This window comes from Luteococcus japonicus (assembly GCF_003752415.1).
Taxonomy (GTDB): Bacteria; Actinomycetota; Actinomycetes; order Propionibacteriales; family Propionibacteriaceae; genus Luteococcus; species Luteococcus japonicus.
On record NZ_RKHG01000001.1, the window covers coordinates 1,487,118 to 1,507,384 of the forward strand.

21 protein-coding genes are annotated in these 20,267 nt (G+C 69.0%); 3 read left to right on the forward strand and 18 right to left on the reverse strand.

Annotated features, from left to right (window positions below):
- Window positions 1-41: 41 nt before the first annotated feature.
- The 15 genes from EDD41_RS07280 to EDD41_RS07350 all read right to left on the reverse strand — a co-directional run bounded on the left by EDD41_RS07280 (window position 42) and on the right by EDD41_RS07350 (window position 13,479).
- Window positions 42-614 (reverse strand): TlpA family protein disulfide reductase, encoded by a 573-nt coding sequence (locus tag EDD41_RS07280; protein ID WP_123576909.1) that lies wholly within the window; start codon window positions 612-614, stop codon window positions 42-44.
- A 2-nt stretch (window positions 615-616) separates the two neighbouring features.
- Complete coding sequence (gene hemL, locus EDD41_RS07285) at window positions 617-1,942, reverse strand: glutamate-1-semialdehyde 2,1-aminomutase (protein WP_123575441.1); 1,326 nt, start codon at window positions 1,940-1,942, stop codon at window positions 617-619.
- A 170-nt stretch (window positions 1,943-2,112) separates the two neighbouring features.
- Window positions 2,113-2,394 (reverse strand): GIY-YIG nuclease family protein, encoded by a 282-nt coding sequence (locus EDD41_RS07290; RefSeq protein WP_123575442.1) that lies wholly within the window; start codon window positions 2,392-2,394, stop codon window positions 2,113-2,115.
- A gap of 144 nt (window positions 2,395-2,538) precedes the next feature.
- Window positions 2,539-3,513: a porphobilinogen synthase gene (gene hemB / locus EDD41_RS07295; protein WP_094763393.1), complete on the reverse strand. Its 975-nt coding sequence runs from the start codon at window positions 3,511-3,513 to the stop codon at window positions 2,539-2,541.
- A 9-nt stretch (window positions 3,514-3,522) separates the two neighbouring features.
- The gene (locus EDD41_RS07300) at window positions 3,523-5,157 is read right to left on the reverse strand and encodes a bifunctional uroporphyrinogen-III C-methyltransferase/uroporphyrinogen-III synthase (protein ID WP_245995562.1); all 1,635 of its coding nucleotides are present in this window, start codon (window positions 5,155-5,157) and stop codon (window positions 3,523-3,525) included.
- On the reverse strand, window positions 5,154-6,131 hold the full coding sequence (gene hemC, locus EDD41_RS07305) for a hydroxymethylbilane synthase (protein ID WP_123575443.1): 978 nt from the start codon (window positions 6,129-6,131) through the stop codon (window positions 5,154-5,156). Before hemC ends, EDD41_RS07300 begins: the two co-directional genes overlap by 4 nt.
- Window positions 6,128-7,489 (reverse strand): glutamyl-tRNA reductase, encoded by a 1,362-nt coding sequence (hemA, locus tag EDD41_RS07310; protein ID WP_123575444.1) that lies wholly within the window; start codon window positions 7,487-7,489, stop codon window positions 6,128-6,130. Before hemA ends, hemC begins: the two co-directional genes overlap by 4 nt.
- Window positions 7,486-8,172, reverse strand: coding sequence for a redox-sensing transcriptional repressor Rex (locus EDD41_RS07315; RefSeq protein ID WP_094763390.1), 687 nt, complete (start codon window positions 8,170-8,172; stop codon window positions 7,486-7,488). The genes hemA and EDD41_RS07315 overlap by 4 nt, the downstream gene beginning before the upstream one ends.
- Window positions 8,173-8,297: 125 nt before the next feature.
- Complete coding sequence (locus EDD41_RS07320) at window positions 8,298-8,621, reverse strand: glutaredoxin family protein (RefSeq protein WP_123576913.1); 324 nt, start codon at window positions 8,619-8,621, stop codon at window positions 8,298-8,300.
- Between the two features lie 106 nt (window positions 8,622-8,727).
- Complete coding sequence (locus tag EDD41_RS07325) at window positions 8,728-8,829, reverse strand: 30S ribosomal protein bS22 (RefSeq protein ID WP_002550589.1); 102 nt, start codon at window positions 8,827-8,829, stop codon at window positions 8,728-8,730.
- 151 nt (window positions 8,830-8,980) lie between these two features.
- Complete coding sequence (proC, locus tag EDD41_RS07330) at window positions 8,981-9,766, reverse strand: pyrroline-5-carboxylate reductase (protein WP_123575445.1); 786 nt, start codon at window positions 9,764-9,766, stop codon at window positions 8,981-8,983.
- Between the two features lie 2 nt (window positions 9,767-9,768).
- Window positions 9,769-10,818: an aspartate-semialdehyde dehydrogenase gene (locus tag EDD41_RS07335; RefSeq protein ID WP_123576915.1), complete on the reverse strand. Its 1,050-nt coding sequence runs from the start codon at window positions 10,816-10,818 to the stop codon at window positions 9,769-9,771.
- A 113-nt stretch (window positions 10,819-10,931) separates the two neighbouring features.
- Entirely contained in the window at window positions 10,932-11,690 is a 759-nt protein-coding gene (locus tag EDD41_RS07340) for a CPBP family intramembrane glutamic endopeptidase (RefSeq protein ID WP_094763388.1), read from the reverse strand.
- Entirely contained in the window at window positions 11,687-12,649 is a 963-nt protein-coding gene (locus EDD41_RS07345; protein WP_094763387.1) for a proline dehydrogenase family protein, read from the reverse strand. Before EDD41_RS07345 ends, EDD41_RS07340 begins: the two co-directional genes overlap by 4 nt.
- 2 nt (window positions 12,650-12,651) lie before the next feature.
- Window positions 12,652-13,479, reverse strand: a complete 828-nt coding sequence (locus EDD41_RS07350; protein ID WP_342769267.1) for a sugar phosphate isomerase/epimerase family protein — start codon at window positions 13,477-13,479, stop codon at window positions 12,652-12,654.
- 144 nt (window positions 13,480-13,623) lie between these two features.
- On the opposite strand from EDD41_RS07350, the gene EDD41_RS07355 reads away from it, so the two are divergent.
- The 3 genes from EDD41_RS07355 to radA all read left to right on the forward strand — a co-directional run bounded on the left by EDD41_RS07355 (window position 13,624) and on the right by radA (window position 16,775).
- The gene (locus EDD41_RS07355; protein WP_143813816.1) at window positions 13,624-14,406 is read left to right on the forward strand and encodes a DUF3109 family protein; all 783 of its coding nucleotides are present in this window, start codon (window positions 13,624-13,626) and stop codon (window positions 14,404-14,406) included.
- Between the two features lie 61 nt (window positions 14,407-14,467).
- The gene (locus tag EDD41_RS07360) at window positions 14,468-15,109 is read left to right on the forward strand and encodes a VOC family protein (RefSeq protein ID WP_123575446.1); all 642 of its coding nucleotides are present in this window, start codon (window positions 14,468-14,470) and stop codon (window positions 15,107-15,109) included.
- A gap of 268 nt (window positions 15,110-15,377) precedes the next feature.
- On the forward strand, window positions 15,378-16,775 hold the full coding sequence (gene radA, locus EDD41_RS07365; protein ID WP_123575447.1) for a DNA repair protein RadA: 1,398 nt from the start codon (window positions 15,378-15,380) through the stop codon (window positions 16,773-16,775).
- Between the two features lie 84 nt (window positions 16,776-16,859).
- Here radA and EDD41_RS07370 read toward each other — a convergent pair whose 3' ends face one another.
- From EDD41_RS07370 to hcp, 3 genes are all read right to left on the reverse strand, one after another.
- Entirely contained in the window at window positions 16,860-17,228 is a 369-nt protein-coding gene (locus EDD41_RS07370; protein WP_094763383.1) for a DoxX family protein, read from the reverse strand.
- A 250-nt stretch (window positions 17,229-17,478) separates the two neighbouring features.
- A complete protein-coding gene (locus EDD41_RS07375; protein WP_123575448.1) occupies window positions 17,479-18,531 on the reverse strand; it encodes a 2Fe-2S iron-sulfur cluster-binding protein in 1,053 nt (350 codons plus the stop codon).
- A complete protein-coding gene (gene hcp / locus EDD41_RS07380; protein ID WP_245995563.1) occupies window positions 18,528-20,204 on the reverse strand; it encodes a hydroxylamine reductase in 1,677 nt (558 codons plus the stop codon). Before hcp ends, EDD41_RS07375 begins: the two co-directional genes overlap by 4 nt.
- Window positions 20,205-20,267 lie beyond the last annotated feature (63 nt).

A 20,267-nucleotide genomic window follows, 5' to 3' on the forward strand; every position in this document is an offset into this window, starting at 1 on the left:
GCGGGACGAGGCCCGGCCACGACGTGGTCAGCATGGGCAGCTCACTTGCCGGCGGCGATGTCGTCGACGACGCCCACCAGGGTGGAGGCCGTGGCCTCGCCCAGGATGCGGGCGGCGATGCGACCCTCGGCGTCGATCACCAGGGTGCTGGGGATCGCCTTGGCGGGCAGCACCTTGAACTTGAGCAGCAGGGCACCGTCCGGGTCGTGCAGGTTGGGATAGGTGATCCCGAAGCTGCGCACGAAGGCCTGTCCCTGGGTGGTGTTGACGTCGCGGGTGTTGAGGCCGACGAACTGTGCCTTCCCGGCGGTGCGCTTGGCCGCCTCCACCAGGGCGGGCGCCTCGTGCCGGCAGGGCGAGCACCATGAGCCCCAGACGTTGACCACGACGACTTTTCCTGTGAAGTCCGTCAGGGAAAGCTTCTTGCCGTCCAGGGTCGGGCCCTCGATGGCGGGCGCGGGCTTGCGTCGGTCCACGGGGACGATCGAGTAACCGCCGTCCCCCACGGCGAAACCGTCCTCGGCTGCAACGCCCGTGGAATCGCTGCACCCGGGGAGACCCAGCAGCGGAAGGCTGGCGGCGCCGGCGAGCAGGGCGCGTCGGCTGGTTGGCACCGTCACAAGGCCTTTCGTGCCGCTGCGGCTGCCTTGGGCAGTGCATCGATGACCCGGCCGACGACATTCTCGTCGTGCGCCGCGGACAGGAACCAGCACTCGTAGCCCGACGGGGGCAGGTAGATGCCCTGGTCCAGCATGGAGTGGAAGAAGGCGGCGAAGGCCTCCTGGCTCTGTGTCTGGGCCTGCTCGTAGTTGGTGACCGCGCTCTCGGCGCCGAGGAAGACGCTGAACATGCTGTTGGCCGTGTTGATCACGTGCGGGACGCCGAAGGCCTGCAAGGCCGTGGTGACGGCCTGCTGCAGCTTGGCGGACATGGCGTCCAGGTGGCTGTAGACGTCGTCGGTGCACAGCTTGAGGGTGGTGGCTCCCGCCACCGAGGCCACCGGATTCCCGCTCAGGGTGCCGGCCTGGTAGACACCGCCGACGGGAGAAAGGTGCAGCATGTGCTCCGCGGAACCGCCGAAGGCAGCCGTCGGGAAGCCGCCACCCATCACCTTGCCGAAGGTCATCAGGTCCGGTTCGACGCCGTCCTTGCCGAACTGGCCGCTGCGAGTGACGCGGAAGCCGGTCATCACTTCGTCGCTGACGGACAGGGCGCCGTGGGCATGCGCGGTCCGCTTCAGGAAGGCGTTGAAGTGCTCGCCGTTCTCGGTGCCGGGCTCGATGACGCCCATGTTGCCGGGGCTGGCCTCGGTGATGATGCAGGCGATCTCGTCGCCGTGCTCGGCGAAGATCTTCTCCACGGCCGCACGGTCGTTGTACGGGGCCACCAGCGTGTCCGCGGCCACCGCGTCCGGGACGCCGGGGCCGGCGGGGACGGCGCGGGAAGCGGCATCGCCCAGGGTGGCGACGCCGGAACCGGCGGCCACCAGCAGTGAGTCGACGTGGCCGTGGTAGCAGCCGGCGAACTTCACGATCTTGTTGCGGCCGGTGATGCCGCGGGCCAGGCGGAGCACGCTCATGGTGGCCTCGGTGCCCGAGTTGACCAGGCGCACCATCTCGATGGGTGTGCGCTCGACGATGAGTTCGGCGAGTTCCACCTCGGCCTGGGTGGGGGCACCGAAGGAGGTGCCCCGGGCGGCGGTGGCCTGGACGGCGTCCAGCACCTGCGGGTGGGCGTGGCCCAGGATCATCGGCCCCCAGGAACCGACCAGGTCGACGAGCTCGTTGCCGTCGGCATCGGTGACGAAGGCTCCCTTGGCGGAGGTGATGAAGCGCGGCGTGCCTCCGACGGCACGGTAGGCGCGGACCGGGGAGTTCACTCCCCCGGGGATGACCCTCTGCGCGCGGGCGAACAGGTCTTCGGAGGCAGGCACGGGTTGCATGGCCGCCAGCCTATGCGCCCAGCCAAGGAAGGCCGAATCCGTGGACCGGAGGGTGGGCACCGGGCACAGAATCGACCGAGCCCGCTCAACCCCTCGACAAGCTCGGGGACCAAGGTGGAGACACGCGCGAGGACCAGGGCCCACACCCGACGGCCGAGCCTGTCGAGGCCTCAGCGTTGCGACGGAGGCTTGGCGAGCCGCTTGATCTCTCCCCAGCCGCGAATCAGAGCCTCGCGCTTTTGGGCACCCCAGCCATGCAGCTTGCGCTCCCTGCGCCACGCGTCCCCGACATTGGAGAACTCCTGGAACCAGACGAGCTGGATCGGCAAGCGTTCCGCCGTATGGCTGGCGCGGTGTCCGGATGCATGCTGGTGCAGCCGGTTCTCCAAATTCTTCGTCCTCCCGACATAGAGCGTGCCATCGCTGCAGCGATGCATGTAGTCCCATGTCATGCGGCGATCATTCGCCGTCCGGCCAGTTATGACCACCAGCAGAGCCCTCGACAAGCTCGGGCAGCGAGAAGGGTGCGGCCTCTGGACAGGCTCGGGTCACCCAGCCCTCGACAGGCTCGGGGCCGGGGCACGGGCGGCGTCGCGTCAGCGCGCCTGGCGCTGGGCCCACTCCAGGGCCCAGTAGCTCAGGGTGATGTCGGCACCGGCGCGACGGATGGCCAGCAGGCTCTCGTCGATGGTGCGCTCCCGGTCCAGCCAGCCATTGGCAGCGGCGGCCTCCACCATGGAGTACTCACCGGAGACGTTGTAGGCGGCCACCGGGATGTCCACCGCGTCGGCCACCTGGCGCAGGATGTCCAGGTAGGGCAGGGCCGGCTTGACCATCACGATGTCCGCACCCTGTTCCACATCGGCGAAGACCTCGCGCAATGCTTCGCGGGCATTGGCCGGGTCCTGCTGGTAGGTCTTGCGGTCGCCCTGCAGCGAACTGCCGACGGCCTCCCGGAAGGGGCCGTAGAAGGCGCTGGCGTACTTGGCTCCATAGGCCATGATCGCGACGTCGTCATGGTCCGCGTCGTCCAGCGCCTCGCGGATGGCCAGCACCTGGCCGTCCATCATGCCGCTCGGGGCCACCATGTGCGCGCCGCACTCGGCGTGGATCCGGGCCATCTCCGCGTACAGCAGCACCGTCAGGTCGTTGTTGACCACGCCGTCGGGGTTCAGCACACCGCAGTGACCGTGGTCGGTGAACTCGTCGAGGCAGACATCGGTCATCACCAGCAGCCCGTCACCCACCTCGTCGCGCACCTCACGGATCGCGCGGTTCAGGATGCCGTCTGGGGCCAGGGCCTTGGTGCCATTGGCGTCCTTGTCCTCGGGCTTCGGCACGCCGAAGAGCATGATGCCCGCAAGCCCTGCCTCGGCACACTCGTTGGCCAGCTTCTTGATGCCGTCCAGCGTGTGCTGGAACTGCCCGGGCATCGAGCTGATCGGGCGGGCCTCGTCAATCCCGTCGGCCACGAAGGCCGGCAGCACGAGGTGACGGGCCTCAACCCTGTTCTCACTCACCATGCCTCGCATGGCCGGGTTTGTACGCAGACGACGAGGACGATTGATCATTGGGCCAGTCTAGGCCGTGACCACCTTGCGACGCCTCCGCGTCTCGCTCGGCTTGGTCACGGGACGCCCCTCCGCCAAGAGCTCGGCACGACGCTCCACGGCGAAGGCCGCCAGGGCATCCACCAGCTCCAGCGCCCCGGGCTGCGGGGCCACGACGTCGACGCGCAGACCGTGCTCGGTGCAGGCCGTCGAGGTCTGCGGACCGATCGCCGCGATCACCGTGTGGCTGTGCGGCTTGCCGGCAATTCCCACCAGGTTGCGCACGGTCGACGACGAGGTGAAGACCGCCGCGTCGAACTTGCCGGTCTTGATCGCCTCGCGGGTCTCCGCGGGCGGCGGGGCGGCACGCACCGTGCGGTAGGCGGTGACGTCGTCCACCTCCCAGCCGAGCTCCACCAGGCCGGCCACCAGCACCTCGGTGGCGATGTCGGCACGCGGCAGGAAGACCCGGTTGATGGGGTCCAGGACCTCGTCATAGGCGGGGAACTCGGCGGCCAGCCCGGCCGCAGAGTGCTCGTGCACCGGCACCAGGTCCGGCACGATGCCCCAGGCCCGCAGCGCCTTGGCCGTGGCATTGCCGACGGCGGCGATCCGCAGTCCGCTGAAGGCGCGGGCGTCCAGCCCGTACTCCTCGAGGCGTTCGCAGACGGCCTTGACCGCATTGACGCTGGTGAAGGCCACCCACTCGTAACTGCCCTCCACCAGGCCACGCACGGCCTTGTCCATCTGCTGGGGTGTGCGCGGGGGTTCCACGCTGATGGTCGGCACTTCGTCGGCGTGGGCCCCGTACATCTCCAGGCGGGCCACCATCTCCCCTGCCTGGTCCTTGGTGCGCGGCACCAGGACTCGCCAGCCGAACAGGGGCTTGCTCTCGAACCAGTCGAGCTCGTCGCGGGGACTGTCCTCGACGGCGGTGCCGATCATCACGTGGATGCCGGCTTCGGGATCGAGGGTGCGGGCCACGCGAGGCAACTCGCCCAGCTTCGCCTGCCGGGAGTTCTGCTGGGTGCTGCCACCGGAGAAGGTCAGCAGGACCGGTTCGTCATTGGCGCGGCCCGAGGCCACGGCGTGCTGGTGCACGTCGACGAGCTGCGCGGCGGTGGCGTGCACCACCAGGGTTCCGTGATTGGCCCACAGGTGCGCGCTGCCCAGTTCCGAGGCGTCACCCGTGCTGGGGACGACATTGATCAGGTGCACCCCACCGCGGTCCAGCGCTACGCCCGCGTACTCGGGGATGGCGGTCATGGCGGAGATACCTGGCACGATCTCGATGTCCAGGCCGGCCTGCACGCAGGCGGAGGCCTCGCGGGAGACCCGGCCGTCGAGGAAGGGATCACCCGCGACGAGCCGCACGACGTGCGCGCCACTGGCTGCGGCGGTGCGAATGGCACGCACCCGCGCTTCCAGGGGGGCTTCCGGAGCCTGCTCCGTGGAGGCGAAGCTGGCGATGGTCGCCTCCGGGTCCACCGTGACCTGATGGTGGTCGAGCAGCCTTCGCAACTCGTCACTGTCCACCAGGACCGCGCCCGCCTCTTCCAGCGCGCCGAGGGCGGCAAGGGTCAGGAGATTGGGGTCACCGGGGCCGGCGCCCACGAAGAGCACCCGGCCCGGAGCGATGCCGGGCGCGAGATCGTCGTTGTTCACCGTGCTTCTTCCACCTTCTGGTCAATCCCGGTGCCGGTGAGCAGGGGCAGCACCTCGCGTGCGAGGGCGGCTCCCAGATTCCCAGCATCCTGCGGAGAACCGGCAACACGGGCAACGTGCAGTTGCTCGTTGTTGGACGATTGTTCCCCAGCAACCACACGCAGCGTCAAATCCTCGCCCACGGCGGCGTGTGCACCCACGGGCGCCAGGCACCCCGCCTCCAGCGTGTTGAGGAAGGTCCGCTCCGCGGTGATGGCGGCACGAGTGGCCGCGTGGTCCAGCTCCGCGAGGGCCTGAAGGACCTCGTCGGGCGCATCGCTGCGGCACTCCACCGCCAGGGCTCCCTGGCCTGCGGCCGGCAGCAAGACGTCGAGCGACAACAGGCGTGCGGGAAGGTCCCCGATCATCACGTCCTGGTCCTCGTCGACGCCGGTGGTGACCGCCTCGGGCGACAGCCGTCCCAGCCGGAGCAGTCCGGCGGCGGCCAACAGGGTGGCGTCCACCTCGCCGTCGCGCACCAGGCCAAGGCGGGTGTCCACATTGCCGCGGATCGGCACCACCTCGACGGCGACGCCGCGTTCACGAGCGATGCGTTCCACCTGCACCGCGCGACGCGGGGAGCCGGTGCCGACGCGGGTGCCGTCACGCCACTGGTCGATGTCCAGCCCCACCAGCACGTCGCGGACGTCCTCACGTTCGGGGATGGCGGCGACGACCAACCCCGGCGCAGGCGCCACGGGCAGGTCCTTGAGGGAGTGGACGGCGACGTCGATCCGGTCTGCCAGCAGCTGTTCGCGCACGGCAGTGGCGAAGATTCCCGTACCGCCGATCTCGGTCAGCCTGCGACGGTCCACGTCACCCAGCGAATCGATGCCCAGCAACTCGCACGGATGACCGAGTTCCGCCAGCCGGGCTGCCACCCATTCGGCCTGGGCGACGGCGAGCGGGGAACGGCGGGCGCCGATGCGGATCATGCAGTGGCCTCTTCCTGAAGGTCGGCGGGACGAACGGCAAGGCTGCCCGGAATCCCCTCGGGGCTCTCGCTGACGGCCCGACGGGCCTCCGGCGGGCAGTCGTCGGGATCACTGAGGGCGACATTTTGACCCTCCAGGGCAAACAGGGCCCGGAGGGCAGCGGCATAGTCAACGGGGCTGTCGTCCCCGGCGAACTCCCGGACCCGCACCGTGGGCGAATGGATCAGCTTCTCCGCCACCCGGTTGAGGGCATTGTGGACCTCCTTGGCGACGCACTCGTCGAAGCCACCGACCCGGCGCTCCAGGCGGGACATCTCGCTGTCCACGACGCCGGTCGCCATCCGTCGCAGTGCCACGACGGTGGGCGTCACGGCCTGGGCGCGCTGGCGGGCCAGGAATGCCGTCACCTCGGAGCCGACCAGGCGCCTGGCGGCTTCGACGTCCACCTCATCGGTGCGGTCCCCCGCCTCGCGCAGGCTGGCCAGGTTGACCAGCCGCACGCCGCGGTCCACCACATCGTCGGAGACATCCGGTGGCAGGGCCAGATCAATGATCACCCGGGGGGCCGGACCGTCACCGAGCGTCTCGGCGCTGACCAGGCTGCCGGAGGCACCCGTGCAGGTGACCACCACGTCGTGGCCGGCGACGGCCTGGGCCAACTGCTCCATCGGGACGGCCACGCCGCCCACCTCGGTAGCCAGCCGCTCGGCCTTGGCCAGCGTGCGGTTGGCGCAGTCGACGTGAGCGCCCTTGGCGGCGAGGCTGCGCGCGGCCACACCGGCCATGGCGCCCGCACCGACGACCAGTACGGAACTGCCGACGGGCTCGAACTCGCCTTCCAACTGGGTCAGGGCGGCGGTCAGCACCGAACGTCCCGCGGCACCGATCGAGGTCTCGGACTGCACCCGCTTGCCCACCCGCAGGGCGGTCTGGAAGAGCTGGTTCAGGGCGGGGCCGCTGGTGGCCTCCTCCTGCGCCGAGGACAAGGCCTCTCGCACCTGGCCGAGGATCTGGTTCTCCCCCACCACGAGCGAATCGAGTCCAGCAACCAGACCGAAGCAGTGGGTCACGGCCGCCTCGTCGTAGTAGACACGGCACAGATCGGGCAGGGCCGCCCGGTCGACGCCAGCGCGAGCCGCCAGCGGCTGGGCGACGGCCTCGAGCCCGGCGTGGAACTTGTTCGTGTCCAGGTAGACCTCGGTGCGATTGCAGGTGGACAGCACCAAGGCCTCGCTGACGTGTGCGGCGCCCACCAAGCTGTGGGCGAGCTCACGGCTGGCGTCGTGGTCCATCGACGTGCGCGCCAGCAGGTCGAGCCCTGCTGTGCGGTGGTTGATGCTGATGGCGAGCAGAGTCACGGCTGATACTCCTGCGCAGACTGGGTGGTGGCGGAGCCGGCCTGCTCGGCTGTCCGTCGCGCCTCATGGAAGGCGAGGATGTGCAGCTCCTGCGAGAGGTCGACCGTGCGGACGGTCGCTCCGGCGGGCGCCACGATGGTGGTGGGAGCAAAGTTCAGGATGCTGGTCACGCCGGCCTCGAAGACGCGGTTGCAGACCTCTTGGGCGGCGCTGGCCGGGGTGGCGACGATCGCGATCCGCGCGTGGGTGCGGTGGATGCTGTCCTCGAGCTCCCCATCGGAGACGACGCGAATGCCGGCGACGGTGGTCCCCACCACGGCCGGATTGCTGTCGACGAGGGCGGCGAGCCTGAAGTCCCTGCCCAGCATGCTCTCATTGCGGGCCAGGGCACGGCCGAGGTTGCCGACGCCGATCACGACGACGGGCCACTTGATGCCGCTTCCGACGTGCTCACCGATCTCTCGGACCAGCACGGGCACCTCGTAGCCGACGCCACGGGTGCCGTAGCTGCCGAAATGGGACAGATCCCGGCGCAGCAGGGCGGACTGCACTCCGGCCGCGTCGGCCAGCTCCGTGGAACTCACCCGGGTCACGCCCTCGGCATCGAGTGCGCTGAGCACGCGCAGGTACCCGGGAAGGCGCGCAATGGTCGCCTCCGGGATCTGGTCTGCGGGGCTCGTCATCACACTCCTGGCGTGGTCTCGAATACCGGTGCGAGGCGGATGCCCTCGGTTCGATATGCACTGTATCCACTGGTGAAAATGTTCACAATGCACCGTTCGCCGTGGTGGGACGAGCTTTCGGCCTGTCACAACGCCGGCGGCGGCGCGACGGCCCTTACGTCAAGGGCGTCATGGAGACGCCCCTCGTCAACCCGCCAGTAGTCGAGCAACGCGCCGCGCACGAAGAGCACCGGCACGTGGTCCGTGAAACGGGCACGCAGACCCTCGTCGGAGTCCACCTCCAGCACGCGCAGTCCGGAGCCATGCCGTTCGCAGGCCGAGGCCACGATGGGCTCCGCCTCCTGGCACAGGTGACACCCCGTGCGGGTCAGGAGTACGACCTCCGCACTCGACACGAGCGCGTCCACCTCACCGTCGCTCACCTCATGGTGCGAAGCAGACGAGGACATGCCGACGTCCGCAGTCTCCGAAGACACTGCGGACGGACGGTTCCCACCCCGCGGCCACAGACGCATCGTCAACCTCCCACGACGCACCGCGCCGCGGGACCAGGACTTACTTGCCTGCGCGACGACGCTGGATACGCGTCTTCTTCAGCAGCTTGCGGTGCTTCTTCTTGGCCATCCGCTTGCGACGCTTCTTGATGACAGAACCCACAGTGGAGCCTTTCCTCGATGGGACTGAGGACTTCCCCAGCCAAGTCTTGTTACCTCCCCGTCCGGCGGTGTCCCTCGACGAACTCGAGAACCACCGATGACAGGGCGACCCCCCAACCTTACCGTCAGGCAACGATCGGGCGAAATCGCGGTCAACCCATGGCCGCCGAACGATCGTGACAGGCCTGCATCGCCTCAGCGAAGGCGGCCCGCACGGCACGCTGGTCAAGCACCTTCAGCGCCTGAGCCGTCGTGCCACCGGGGCTGGTGACGTTCTCGCGCAGGATGCTGGGATGGGTGCCGGACTCGGTGAGCATGGTGCCCGCGCCGAGGATCGTCTGGTTGGCGAGCACCGTGGCCACGTCCCGAGGCAGACCGAGCTGCACACCCGCCTCGATCATCGCCTCCGCGATGGCGAAGATGTAGGCCGGGCCGGAACCGGACACGGCGGTGACGCCATCCTGCTGGTCCTCGGGTACGACGATGGCCTTGCCACAGGCCGCGAGCACCTCGAGCACCCGCTGCAACTGTTCGTCGTCGACGTGCTCTCCGGGGGAGGCGGCGCTCATCCCCTGGCCCACCAGCGACGGGGTGTTCGGCATTGCCCGCACCGCGGCGGCACCCGCGGGCAGGTGTTGCTGCATCGTCTGCAGGGTGATCCCAGCCGCCAGGCTGACCACCACGGCCTGCTGGGTCAGGGCGGGTGACAGCTCGTCGAGCATTCCGGGGACGTCCTTCGGCTTCACCGCAACCACCACGACGTCACTGCCGGCCACGGCTTCGGACAGGGTGGCCGCCGTCACGCCGTAGCGCTGCACCAGTTCCGCGTCGCGTTCGGCGCGGCGGTTGACCACCACCACCTGATGGACGCCGACGGCTGCGAGACCCGCAAGCACGGCCTCCCCCATCTTGCCGACGCCAACCAGGGCGATCCGCATCGTCAGCCCTTCAGGTTCTTGGCGACGACCTCGGCCACCTGCACCGCGTTCAGGGCGGCACCCTTGCGCAGGTTGTCATTGCTGAGGAAGAGCACCAGGCCCTTGCCCTCGGGCGCCGACTGGTCGCGACGGATCCGGCCGACATAGGACGGGTCCTTGCCGGCGGCATCCTGCGGCGTCGGGACGTCCATCAGCTCGACGCCGGGCGCCGTCGACAGGATCTCGGCGGCCTGTTCCGGGGTGATGTCCTGCTCGAACTCGGCGTGCACCACCAGCGAGTGCCCGCTGAGCACGGGGACACGCACGCAGGTACCGGAAACGAGCAGCTCGGGCAGGTGCAGGATCTTGCGCGACTCATTGCGCAGCTTCTGCTCCTCGTCGGTCTCGCCGGTGCCGTCGTCGACGAGGCCGCCGGCGATCGGGAGCACGTTGTAGGCAATCGGCTTCACGTACGGAGCGGGGTCACCGAAGTCGATGACCGAACCATCCAGGCGCAGTTCGTCGAGCTTGCCCGACTCGACGCCGGTGCGGAACTGGCGCTCGGCATTGACCACGGCGGCACCGCCGGAACCCGAGATGGCCTGGTAGGTGGCCACGATGAGCCGCTTCAGACCGGCCTCGTCGTGCAGCGGCTTCAGCACTGGCATGGCTGCCATGGTGGTGCAGTTCGGGTTGGCGATGATGCCCTTGGGCGGGTTCTTCGCGTCCTCCGGATTGACCTCGCTGACCACCAGCGGGACCTCCGGGTCCAGCCGCCAGGCCGAAGAATTGTCCACGACGATGGCACCCGCGGCGGCCAGCTTGGGGGCAACCACCTTCGACGTCGAGCCACCATTGCTGAACAGGGCGATGTCCAGGCCCGAGAAGTCAGCGGTCTCGGTGTCCTCGACGGTGATCTCCTGACCCTTGAAGGAGATCTTCTGCCCCGCGGAACGGGCGGAGGCGAACAGCCTCAGCTCGTCGACGGGGAAGTTCCGCTGCTCGAGCAGCGTCAGCATGACGCCACCCACCTGGCCAGTTGCTCCAAAGACTCCTACGCGCATGGTGTCCAGCCTACGGGGTGTCCCATCAGCCGGGATTCGCGTCCCACGGGATGGGGGCAGAACAGTGTGTGGGTCCATTGCTCCCCCTGGGCCATGAAGTCATACACTGTCAGGAGAAGGGCTCAGAGCCAGGAGAGCCTGTCAGCGAGCAGTGCGTAGCCCACGAAACTGGCGACGTCGAGCAGGAAATGGGCCACCACCAGGGGCCACAAGCGACGGGTGCGGGTGAACCACAGCCCGAAGGCGATGCCCATCACCAGGTTGCCGACGAAGCCCCCGAAGCCCTGGTAGAGGTGGTAGCTGCCCCGCACCACCGCGGAGAAGAGCAGGACGTGCAGCATCGTGAAACCGGCCTGGCGGCCACGCACGAACAGGTAGCCCACCATCACCACCTCCTCCAGCACGGCATTGCCCAGGGCGGCCAGCACCAGCAGCGGTACCGTCCACCAGTATTGCCCCAGGTTCGCGGCCTGCACCGTGGTGTTCAGCCCCATCGCCCGGGCGCCCAGGTACAGCCCCAGACCCGGGATCCCAATGGCTGCGAAGATCGCCGCGCCATGGAGGAGGTCCTGGCGCCACCCTTCCCGGGTCAGCCCCAGGGCCTGGGCCACCCCCACGCGTGGGCGCGCCACGGTGGCCAGCAGATGGACTGCCAGCAGCGCCGCCATGGGGAGGAAGACCACGTCCGCCAACTGGAAGAGGGCGCTGAGCCACGGCCGGTCCGGCGTCGCCGCCTGGTTCAGGGAGCTGGTCTGCTGGTTCAGCGCCACCCTGCGAGTGAGGCGCTCGATGATGCGCAGCACCGAGTAGACGGCCGACTGGCCCAGCGAGAGCGCAAGCACCAGCCCCATCTCGACCAGCAGGATTCTGCGGAACTTCATCGTCGCGTCACCAGGGCGCGCAGCAAGGGCATCACATTGGCGGGTCGTTCCGCCACGCGTCGCACCAGATAGCCGTACCAGTCCCTGCCCACCGGAAGGTGCACCCGCACCCGGTGTCCCGTGTCCACCAGCCGACGGTGCTCCCAGGGCCTGACCCCGTAGTACATCTGGAACTCGTAGCCGTCCAGCGAGCGCCCGTGGGCCCGGGCCTGCTCGTCCGCTATGGAGACCAGCCGGGGGTCATGTGTCGCGATCATGGGGTAGCCCTTGCCCGCCATCAGCAGGTCCATGCAGGCCACGAAGTTCGCGTCGACACCCTCCTGGTTGTCCACGCTGACCCGGCGTGGTGCGGTGTATCCGCCCTTGCACAGCCGCACCCGCGCGGGCATCGTGGCAAGCCAACGGCTGTCCGCCAGGCTGCGGCGCAGTTGGCTCTGCACCGTGACCCCCAGCCAGGGAAAGTCTTGGTGGAGGGCGGTGAAGGCGGCGAAGGTGGCATCGGTGGTGCTGTGCTCCTCCAGGTCCAGACTGACCTGGGTGCCGGCATTGCGCGCCGCGGCACACACCTCCGCCAGGTGCGTGGTGCTCAGCGCCGCGCCGTCCCGGCCGATCCGCTGGCCCAGGGTGGACAACTTGACCGTCACCTCGGCCAAGGGGCCCAGTCCGGCGGCGCCCAGCGCCCGGACCATCTCGAGGTGCGTCCGCCGTGCAATGGCGGCCTGCTCCCGGTCCCGGGCCACGGGCAGCAGCGGCTCCAGCGTCGCCATCAGGCCCTTCGCCTGGTCTCGACGCACCAGGTCCAGCGCCTCGTCCACGTCCTCGGCTGCGATGAACCTACGGGCCACGTCACGGGCCGCCGGGGTCTGGGTGACGAGCCGGTGTGCACGTTCGGAGTCCCCGAGCCGCAACAGTCGCGCATTGAGCCGCCCGTAGGGACGGGTGAGTTCGTCGTCGGTCACCGTCAGGCCTGCCCGAGGTGCTTGCGCAGGTCAGCCAGGACGGTGCCCAGCATCTCCTCCCGGGCCGCGCGGGAGCCGGCCTTGCGGGTGTTGACCTCCAGCACCACATGCCCATCGAAGCGTCGCTCCGCCAGCCGGTGCAGCAGTTCGACCGCCTCCTGGTCCCCTTCCCCGGGCAGCAGGTGCTCGTCCTTGAGGGAGCCGGAGCCGTCGGTGATGTGCACGTGGCGAAGCCGGGGCCCCCACTCCTCCAGGTAGTCCAGGGAGCGCTTCTTGGCCGTGGAGGCGTGCGAGAGGTCCAGGGTCAGGTGCTCATAGGGGAGTTCGGTGGGATCCCAACTGGGTACATAGGCCTGGAAGGGCGTTCCCGGGGTTCGCCACGGGTACATGTTCTCCACGGCGAAGATCACGCCGGTCTCCGCGTTCAGGCGTCGAATGCCCTCGACGAAGGTGCGGGCATAGCTTGGCTGCCATCGGAAGGGCGGATGCACGACGACGACCTCGGCGCCGAGCCGTTGCGCCGCCTCGGCGGAACGTTCCAGCTTGTCCCACGGGTCGGTACCCCAGGTGGCCTGGGTGACCAGCAGCGTCGGGGCGTGGATGCTGAGCACCGGTACCTGGTGGAAGTCGCGCAGCGCTTCTACACGGTCGATGTCCGCGGCCAGCGGGTCGATCCCCACCATCACTTCCACGCCGTCCCAGCCCAGGGCCGCCGCCACCTCGAAACCCGATGCGGTGGACTCGGGGTAGACCGAGCTGGTGGACAGCCCAAGCTTCGCCGGGCTCATGGCAGGGCTCTGGTCGCTCGCGCCGTCACTGGTCAGGTCCACGTTCCAAAACTAGCCCACCCCTCGACGGGCTCGGGGAACGTGGGCCCGACGTGCTCGGGGAACGTGGGTCCCATGGCCCGGAGAAGGCGGGGCGAGGAGCACGAGAAGGCGAGCGGGAGGCTGGCGCGGGTAGGGTGCGTGGGCGTGAATGCCGTGAGCGTGGAGATCACCCGCCCCTTCCCCCGAACCTGGGTGGAATTCGTCGACCCAGCCGATGAACAGCAGGTCCTGCGCTGCGACCTGACCTGGTTGACCTCCTCCTACCGCTGCATCTTCGGCGCAGGCTGCCGGGGCATCGACGCGTCGCGCCCCGATGACGGCTGCTGTGTGCTGGGCGCCCATTTCAGCGAACCCGCCGACGAGCAGCGCGTCGCCGGACACGTCGCACGCCTGACCCCCGAGACCTGGCAGAACCACGAGTTGGGCAAGGACAGCTGGGTCATCGATGACCCGGATGCCGAACCCGAAGAGGACGACGAGGACGCCCTTCCCGGCCGCAAGACACGCATCCACGACGGGGTCTGCATCTTCCAGAACCCCCCTGGCTTCCCGGGCGGCACCGGTTGCGCCCTGCACGGCCTCGCGCTGGAGGAGGGCATCAGCCCGATCGAGACCAAACCCGACGTCTGCTGGCAACTGCCGATCCGCCGCAGCTATCGGCACATGGAACATGCCGACGGCACGCCGTGGCTGGAGATCACCATCGGGGAGTACACCAGGGAGGGATGGGGGCCGGGCGGTGCGGACCTCGACTGGTACTGCACGTCGAATCCCGAGGCCCACCGCGGAGGAGACCCGCTCTACCTCACCAGCCGCGACGAGCTGGTGGAACTGATGGGGCCGCTGGCCTACCAAGAGCTCTGCCGGCTGGCCGAGATCCATCTGACCAGAGGAGCCATGCCCCACCCGGCAGGCGGAAAGCCGTAGTCAGAAGAGGTTTTGCCATCCCGGTTTCGCGTTGGGCCCTCCGGCCCGCAAGAATGATGCCATGCATGTCGACCATCTCGTTTTTGCAGCTGGACCCGCAGGCCTCAAGGCAGAGGCCGAACGTCTGGGCGAGCTTCTTGGTGCCGAATTCAAGGATGGTGGATTCCATCCCCGCTTCGGTACCCGCAACCACATCCTGCCACTGGCGGACGACCGTTACCTGGAGGTGGTGGAGGTGCTGGAGCACCCCGCCGCAGACAAGGCGCTCTTCGGCCAGGCCGTGCGCGTCCGCACGGAGATGGGCGGCGGCTGGCTGTCCTGGGTGCTGAGCGTGGAGGACATCATCCCCTTTGGCGAACGCGTCCAGCGCACCCCCGTCGACGGTTCGCGCCACTTCCCTGACGGCCGCCTGCTGGAGTGGAAGCAGGTCGGCATCAAGGGCCTGCTCGCCGATCCCCAGCTGCCCTACTTCCTGCAGTGGACCTCCCAGGACCACTCGGTGCTGCCGAGCGCACTGCCCGGCGACATCGATGTCCTGGAGATCGACATCGCCGGTTCCCGCCCCCGCATCGAGGAATGGATCGGACAGGAGCTCGGTGAGGAGTTCGACGGTGTGAAGCTCAACTTCACCGCCCCGAACGGCCAGCCTGGCATGGACGCCGTCACGTTCAACACGCCCAACAAGGGCATCGTGCGCATCTGACACACCACCACCGACGTGCTGCGGCGCGGCCCCATCCGGGGCCGCGCCGTTTTTTGTGGTGCCTTCCCCGGGTGCCCTCCCGGCCCAGCCGTCGTCGGACGCGCAGCTTCCAGGCCCCGGCGGCGAACCGACCCAGCAGGCGCTCCGACCCCCGACATGCTGCTTCGACCCCCATGGGCAGGGGTCGAAGCAGCACCGCGAGGGTCGGAGCCGACGACTCGAGACCAGGCTCCATCTTTTGTCAGTGGCGGCGTCTAGGGTCATCGACGTGGCAAAGACCAAGCAGGACCAGTGGGTGTGCACCGAGTGTGGATGGACCTCGGTGCGCTGGGTGGGCAAGTGCGGCGAGTGCCAGGCCTGGGGCAGCGTCGCGGAGCGGGGCGCCCCGAAACTGACGGAGGTGGCCTCCAACATCCCCGCCGCCAAGGCCATCCCGATCAACCAGGTCCCGACGAACTCCACCGTGCGCCACCTGACCGGAATCGGCGAACTGGACCGGGTGTTGGGCGGCGGGCTGGTACCGGGCGTCGTCGTCCTGTTGGCAGGAGAACCCGGGGTGGGCAAGTCGACGCTCCTGCTGGAGGTGGCCTCCAAGTGGTCCGCCGGCGGCCACCGCACCCTGTACGTGACGGGCGAGGAGTCCGCCGCCCAGGTGCGGCTGCGAGCGGACCGCACCGGAGCACTGGGCGACGAGCTCTACCTGGCGGCGGAGACGGACCTGGGCACGGTGCTGGGCCACATCGAGGAGGTGGAGCCCACCCTGTTGGTGCTGGACTCGGTGCAGACCATCGGCACTGCGCAGGCCGACGGCTCCCCCGGTGGCGTCACCCAGGTGCGCGAGGTGACCGGAGCCCTGGTCCGGGTGGCGAAGCGTCGCGGGATGGCAGTGGTGATCGTCGGCCATGTCACCAAGGACGGCAACATCGCGGGCCCACGGACCATGGAGCACCTGGTGGACGTGGTGCTCAACTTCGAGGGTGACCGGCACTCCGGTTTCCGGATGGTGCGGGCCGCGAAGAACCGTTTCGGCCCGGCCGACGAGGTGGGCTGTTTCGAGATGGGTGAGAAGGGCATCGTGGAGGTTCCGGATCCGTCGGGACTGTTCACCACCCACCACGAGGAACCCGTGCCCGGCACTTGTGTGACGGTGACGATGGAGGGTCGACGGCCACTGCTGGCCGAGATCCAGGCGCTGGTGGCACCGTCGCCCAATGAGAAGAATCCGCGACGCACCACCAATGGTGTCGAGAGCTCCCGGGTGGCGATGATCCTCGCGGTACTGGAGACCAAGGCCCGCATCGGGTTGAGCGCGAAGGACGTGTACGTGGCGACGGTGGGTGGCGCCAAGGTCGCCGATCCGTGCGCCGATCTGGCGATCGCCGTGGCCGTCGCCTCCGGTCAGCTGGGGGTGAACTTCCCCAAGCGGGTACTGGCCGTCGGCGAGGTGGGCCTGGCGGGAGACCTGCGGCGCACCCCCGGCCTGGAACGACGACTGCAGGAGGCGGGTCGGCTGGGCTTCGAATTGGCGATCGTCCCGGCCCGCTCGCGTGACACCACGCAGAAGGTGCCCAATCTGGGCGCGCTGAAGGTGGTGGAGGTGGCCAGCGTCGAGGAGGCGCTGGGCGTGCTCGGCCTCAAGCACCGCCCCCGCCGCACCGGGGGATGACCCCCCCGCGCCCCCTTCGGTCCTCCCCGGATGGGATCGGGACGTGGACTGTCCAGCGCCCCTTGACTGAGGGGGCTGCGGTCGTCAGCCGCGCGCCACGGTCCGGGCCCGCGCCACCAGGTCCAGCTGCAGCGGCAGGCGCCCCAGCGCGATCGCGCGCTTCGCCGGGGACTCACCACGCCAGTCCCAGGCCATCTTGAGGTTGCCCGGGAAGACCCCGACGAAGAGGGCCTCTGCGGCCCTGCCGCCGACACTGCGCGTGGCCGGGTTGGCCAGCAGCCCTGCGACAGCCAGCTCCGCCACACCCGAGCCCAGCGTCCAGGCACGTGCAGTGCCGGGCAGCTGTGAGGGGATCAGCCCGTCGAACGGCTCAGGCCTCACCAGGTGCAGGACGCCGGCGCCGGCCAGCAGCGCAGTGAGGAAACGGGCCTGGTTCTTCGGGTCGCGTGACATGCTCCGATCCTAGTCGTGGCCCACGACGAGGGCCCGCCAGTCCTCGACAAGCTCGGGAAATACCCCTGGCGCGGGCGACTGCGATCCGCTGGTCGCACAGAGGGTGGTGGAGGTGTCCAATGTCGCCGAGGCGCTGGGCATGCTCGGGTTGAAGCGCCAGCCGCGCGGGTGACCAAACGACCCGCCGCGGTGGCTGCGCGACGGGTCGTTCAGTGAGTCCTTGCTGACAGGGCAGGAGATTGTGGGAGGATCAGTTGGCGGCGATCCGTTCGGAGTGGACGAGCTCCGGGTCGACGCCGGCGGCTGCCGTCGCCTCCTCGAGCGCGGTGACCATCCCGGGCGGGCCACAGACGTAGATGTCCGGGACCAGCTCCGGGTCGTCGATTTGGGCCAGCGCCGCGGTGAGCACGTCGACGGAAGACCCGGCGACGCACTCGAAGCGCTCGTCGGCGGGTTGGAGACCGGCCTCGGGACGCCAGACGGCGGTGGTGACCTGCAGCTCGGGGAGCTGGTCCAGCACCTCCCCGATCTCGGCGGCGCCGAACATGTCGGCCGCGGTGTTGACCCCCAGGATGAGGCGTGACTCCTGCGGGTCGCCCCACTCGGCCATCCGTCGCAGCATGGACAGCAGCGGCGCCAGACCGCAGCCGCCGCCCACGAACCAGCGCGGGCGCATCCCGTTCTCCACCAGGCCGAAGGTGCCCTGAGGACCCACCAGGTTGAGGATGTCGTCCTCCCGGGCCTGGGTGTCCAGGTAGGTGGAGAAGAGCCCTCCCTCGCGGATGTGGATCAGGAATTCCAGCGTGCCGTCCCAGTTGGAGACATTGCTCATCGAGTAGGCGCGCAGCTCTCCCCTGCCGGGCACCTCGATCTGCATGTACTGCCCGGCCTCGAACTCGGCGGCCGAGCCCAGCTCGTCGTCGGGCTCCAGCTGCAGTGTGAGCTTCACGATGTGCGGGGTCAGCCGCTCGATCGAGACGATGCCCGCCTCGCGTCGGTTGGGCGCCTGTTCCACCAGCTTGGTGGAGTCGAAGGGCAGGGCTACGTCCAGGTCCGAGGTCGGCTCGGTGCAGCACAGCAGCACCGCGTCCTGCTTGCCGCCCAGGGCGTCATCCTCGAAGGGGCGCATGTCGTAGCTGCCCGCCTCCACCCGGCCGACGCAGGTGCCGCAGGTCCCCTTGCCACACAGCGACGGCAGGATGATGCCGGCCTGCTTGGCGGCCTCCACCACGGACTGCCCGGGCTCGGCGTGGACGACGCGTTGGTCACCGTCGGCGGTGACCAACCTCACCTGGCAGCTCATGCGCCGGCCATCGCGTTGGCGAGGTCCTCGGTGGGATCGCCCAGCGGCTTGAGCGCGAACTTGTCCACCAGCACGTCGACGACGGCCGGGGTGAGGAAGGCGGGCAGCGTCGGGCCGAGGCGGATGTTCTTGATGTCGAGCGCCAGCAGGGTCAGCAGCACGGCGGCGGCCTTCTGCTCGAACCAGCTGACGAACATGCTCAGCGGCAGGTCGTTGACGCCGCAGTCGAAGGCGTCGGCCAGGGCCAGGGCGATCTTGACGGCGGTGAAGGAGTCATTGCACTGGCCGATGTCGAGCAGGCGCGGCAGGCCGGCGACGGTGCCGTAGTCGTGGCCGTTGATGCGGAACTTGTTGCAGCCCATGGTGAGCAGGATGGTGTCGTCGCCCGACTTCTCGGCGATCTCGGTGTAGTAGTTGCGGCCGGGCTTGGCGCCGTCGCAGCCACCGATCACCAGGAATCGGCTGATGTCGCCGGCCTTGACGGCCTCGACGATGGCGTCGGCATTGGCCAGCACCGAGTCGTGCCCGAAACCGACGGTGATGCTGCGGGCCGGGTCCGTGGTGGCGAAGCCGGGCAGCGCCTGGGCGGCCTTGACCAGCAGGCCGAGGTCCTTGTGCTCCAGGTGGCGCACGCCGGGCCAACCCACCGGGCCCATGGTGAAGATGCGGCTGCGGTAGCTGGGCTGCGGTTCGATCAGGCAGTTCGAGGTCATCACGATCGGGCCGGGGAAGGCGGCGAACTCGGCGTGCTGGTTCTGCCAGGCGCTGCCGTAGTTGCCGGCCAGGTGCTCGTACTTGTTCAGGCCCGGGTAGCCGTGGGCGGGCAGCATCTCGCCGTGCGTCCACACCGTGATGCCGGTGTCCTTGGTGGCTTCGAGGATGGCCGCCAGGTCGCCGAGGTCGTGGCCGCTGACCAGGATGGCCTTGCCCTCGACGGGGGTGACGCGCACCTGGGTGGGCACGGGGGTGCCGTAGACGCCGGTGTTGGCCGCGTCGAGCATCTCCATCACCTTGAGGTTCAGGCTGCCCAGTCCGAGGGCGTGGCCCAGCAGGCTGTCGAGGTCGGTGGGCGGGTCGCCGAGGAAGGCGAGCGCCTTCTCGATGCCGGCGTCGGTCTCGTCGGTGCGGTGACCCAGTGCGTGGGCGTGGTGGGCGTAGGCGCACAAACCCTTGAGGCCGTAGAGGTTGAGGTTGCGGACGCCGACCACGTCGGCGCCCAGCACGTCGATGTTCACGTCGACGCGCACCAGCGGCGCCTGCTTGAGCAGACCGGCCATGCCGGGGTCGGGCACGAACTGGGCGGCTCCCTCGGGCACGACGGGCGTCTCGCCGGCCTCGGTGCAGGCGGCTTCGTAGCGGGCCTTGAGCTCGTCGCGCAGGACGATCGCGTCGGCGATCATGCGCTGGAAGACGGTGGCGTTGAAGTTCACATTGGTGAGGGTGGTGAAGACCCAGTAGGAGGCGCGGTGGGCCCATGTCGGGTCGACGACGCCCTTCTCGCGCAGCAGCACGGCGTACTGGCCGATGCCTTCACAGATGACGATCAGGACGTCCTGCAGCGTGGCGGTGCGGTCATCCTTTCCGCAGTTGCCCTTCACGCTGTGGCAGCCCAGCAGCAGGTTGTCGCTCCGGTCGGTCTGTTCGCACTGGTAGCAGAACATGGGGTGCTCCATCCGTGGGATCCGTTGTTTGTCACGGACACTAGCGTGTCTATTGGTTGGTGTCATCCAAGGCAG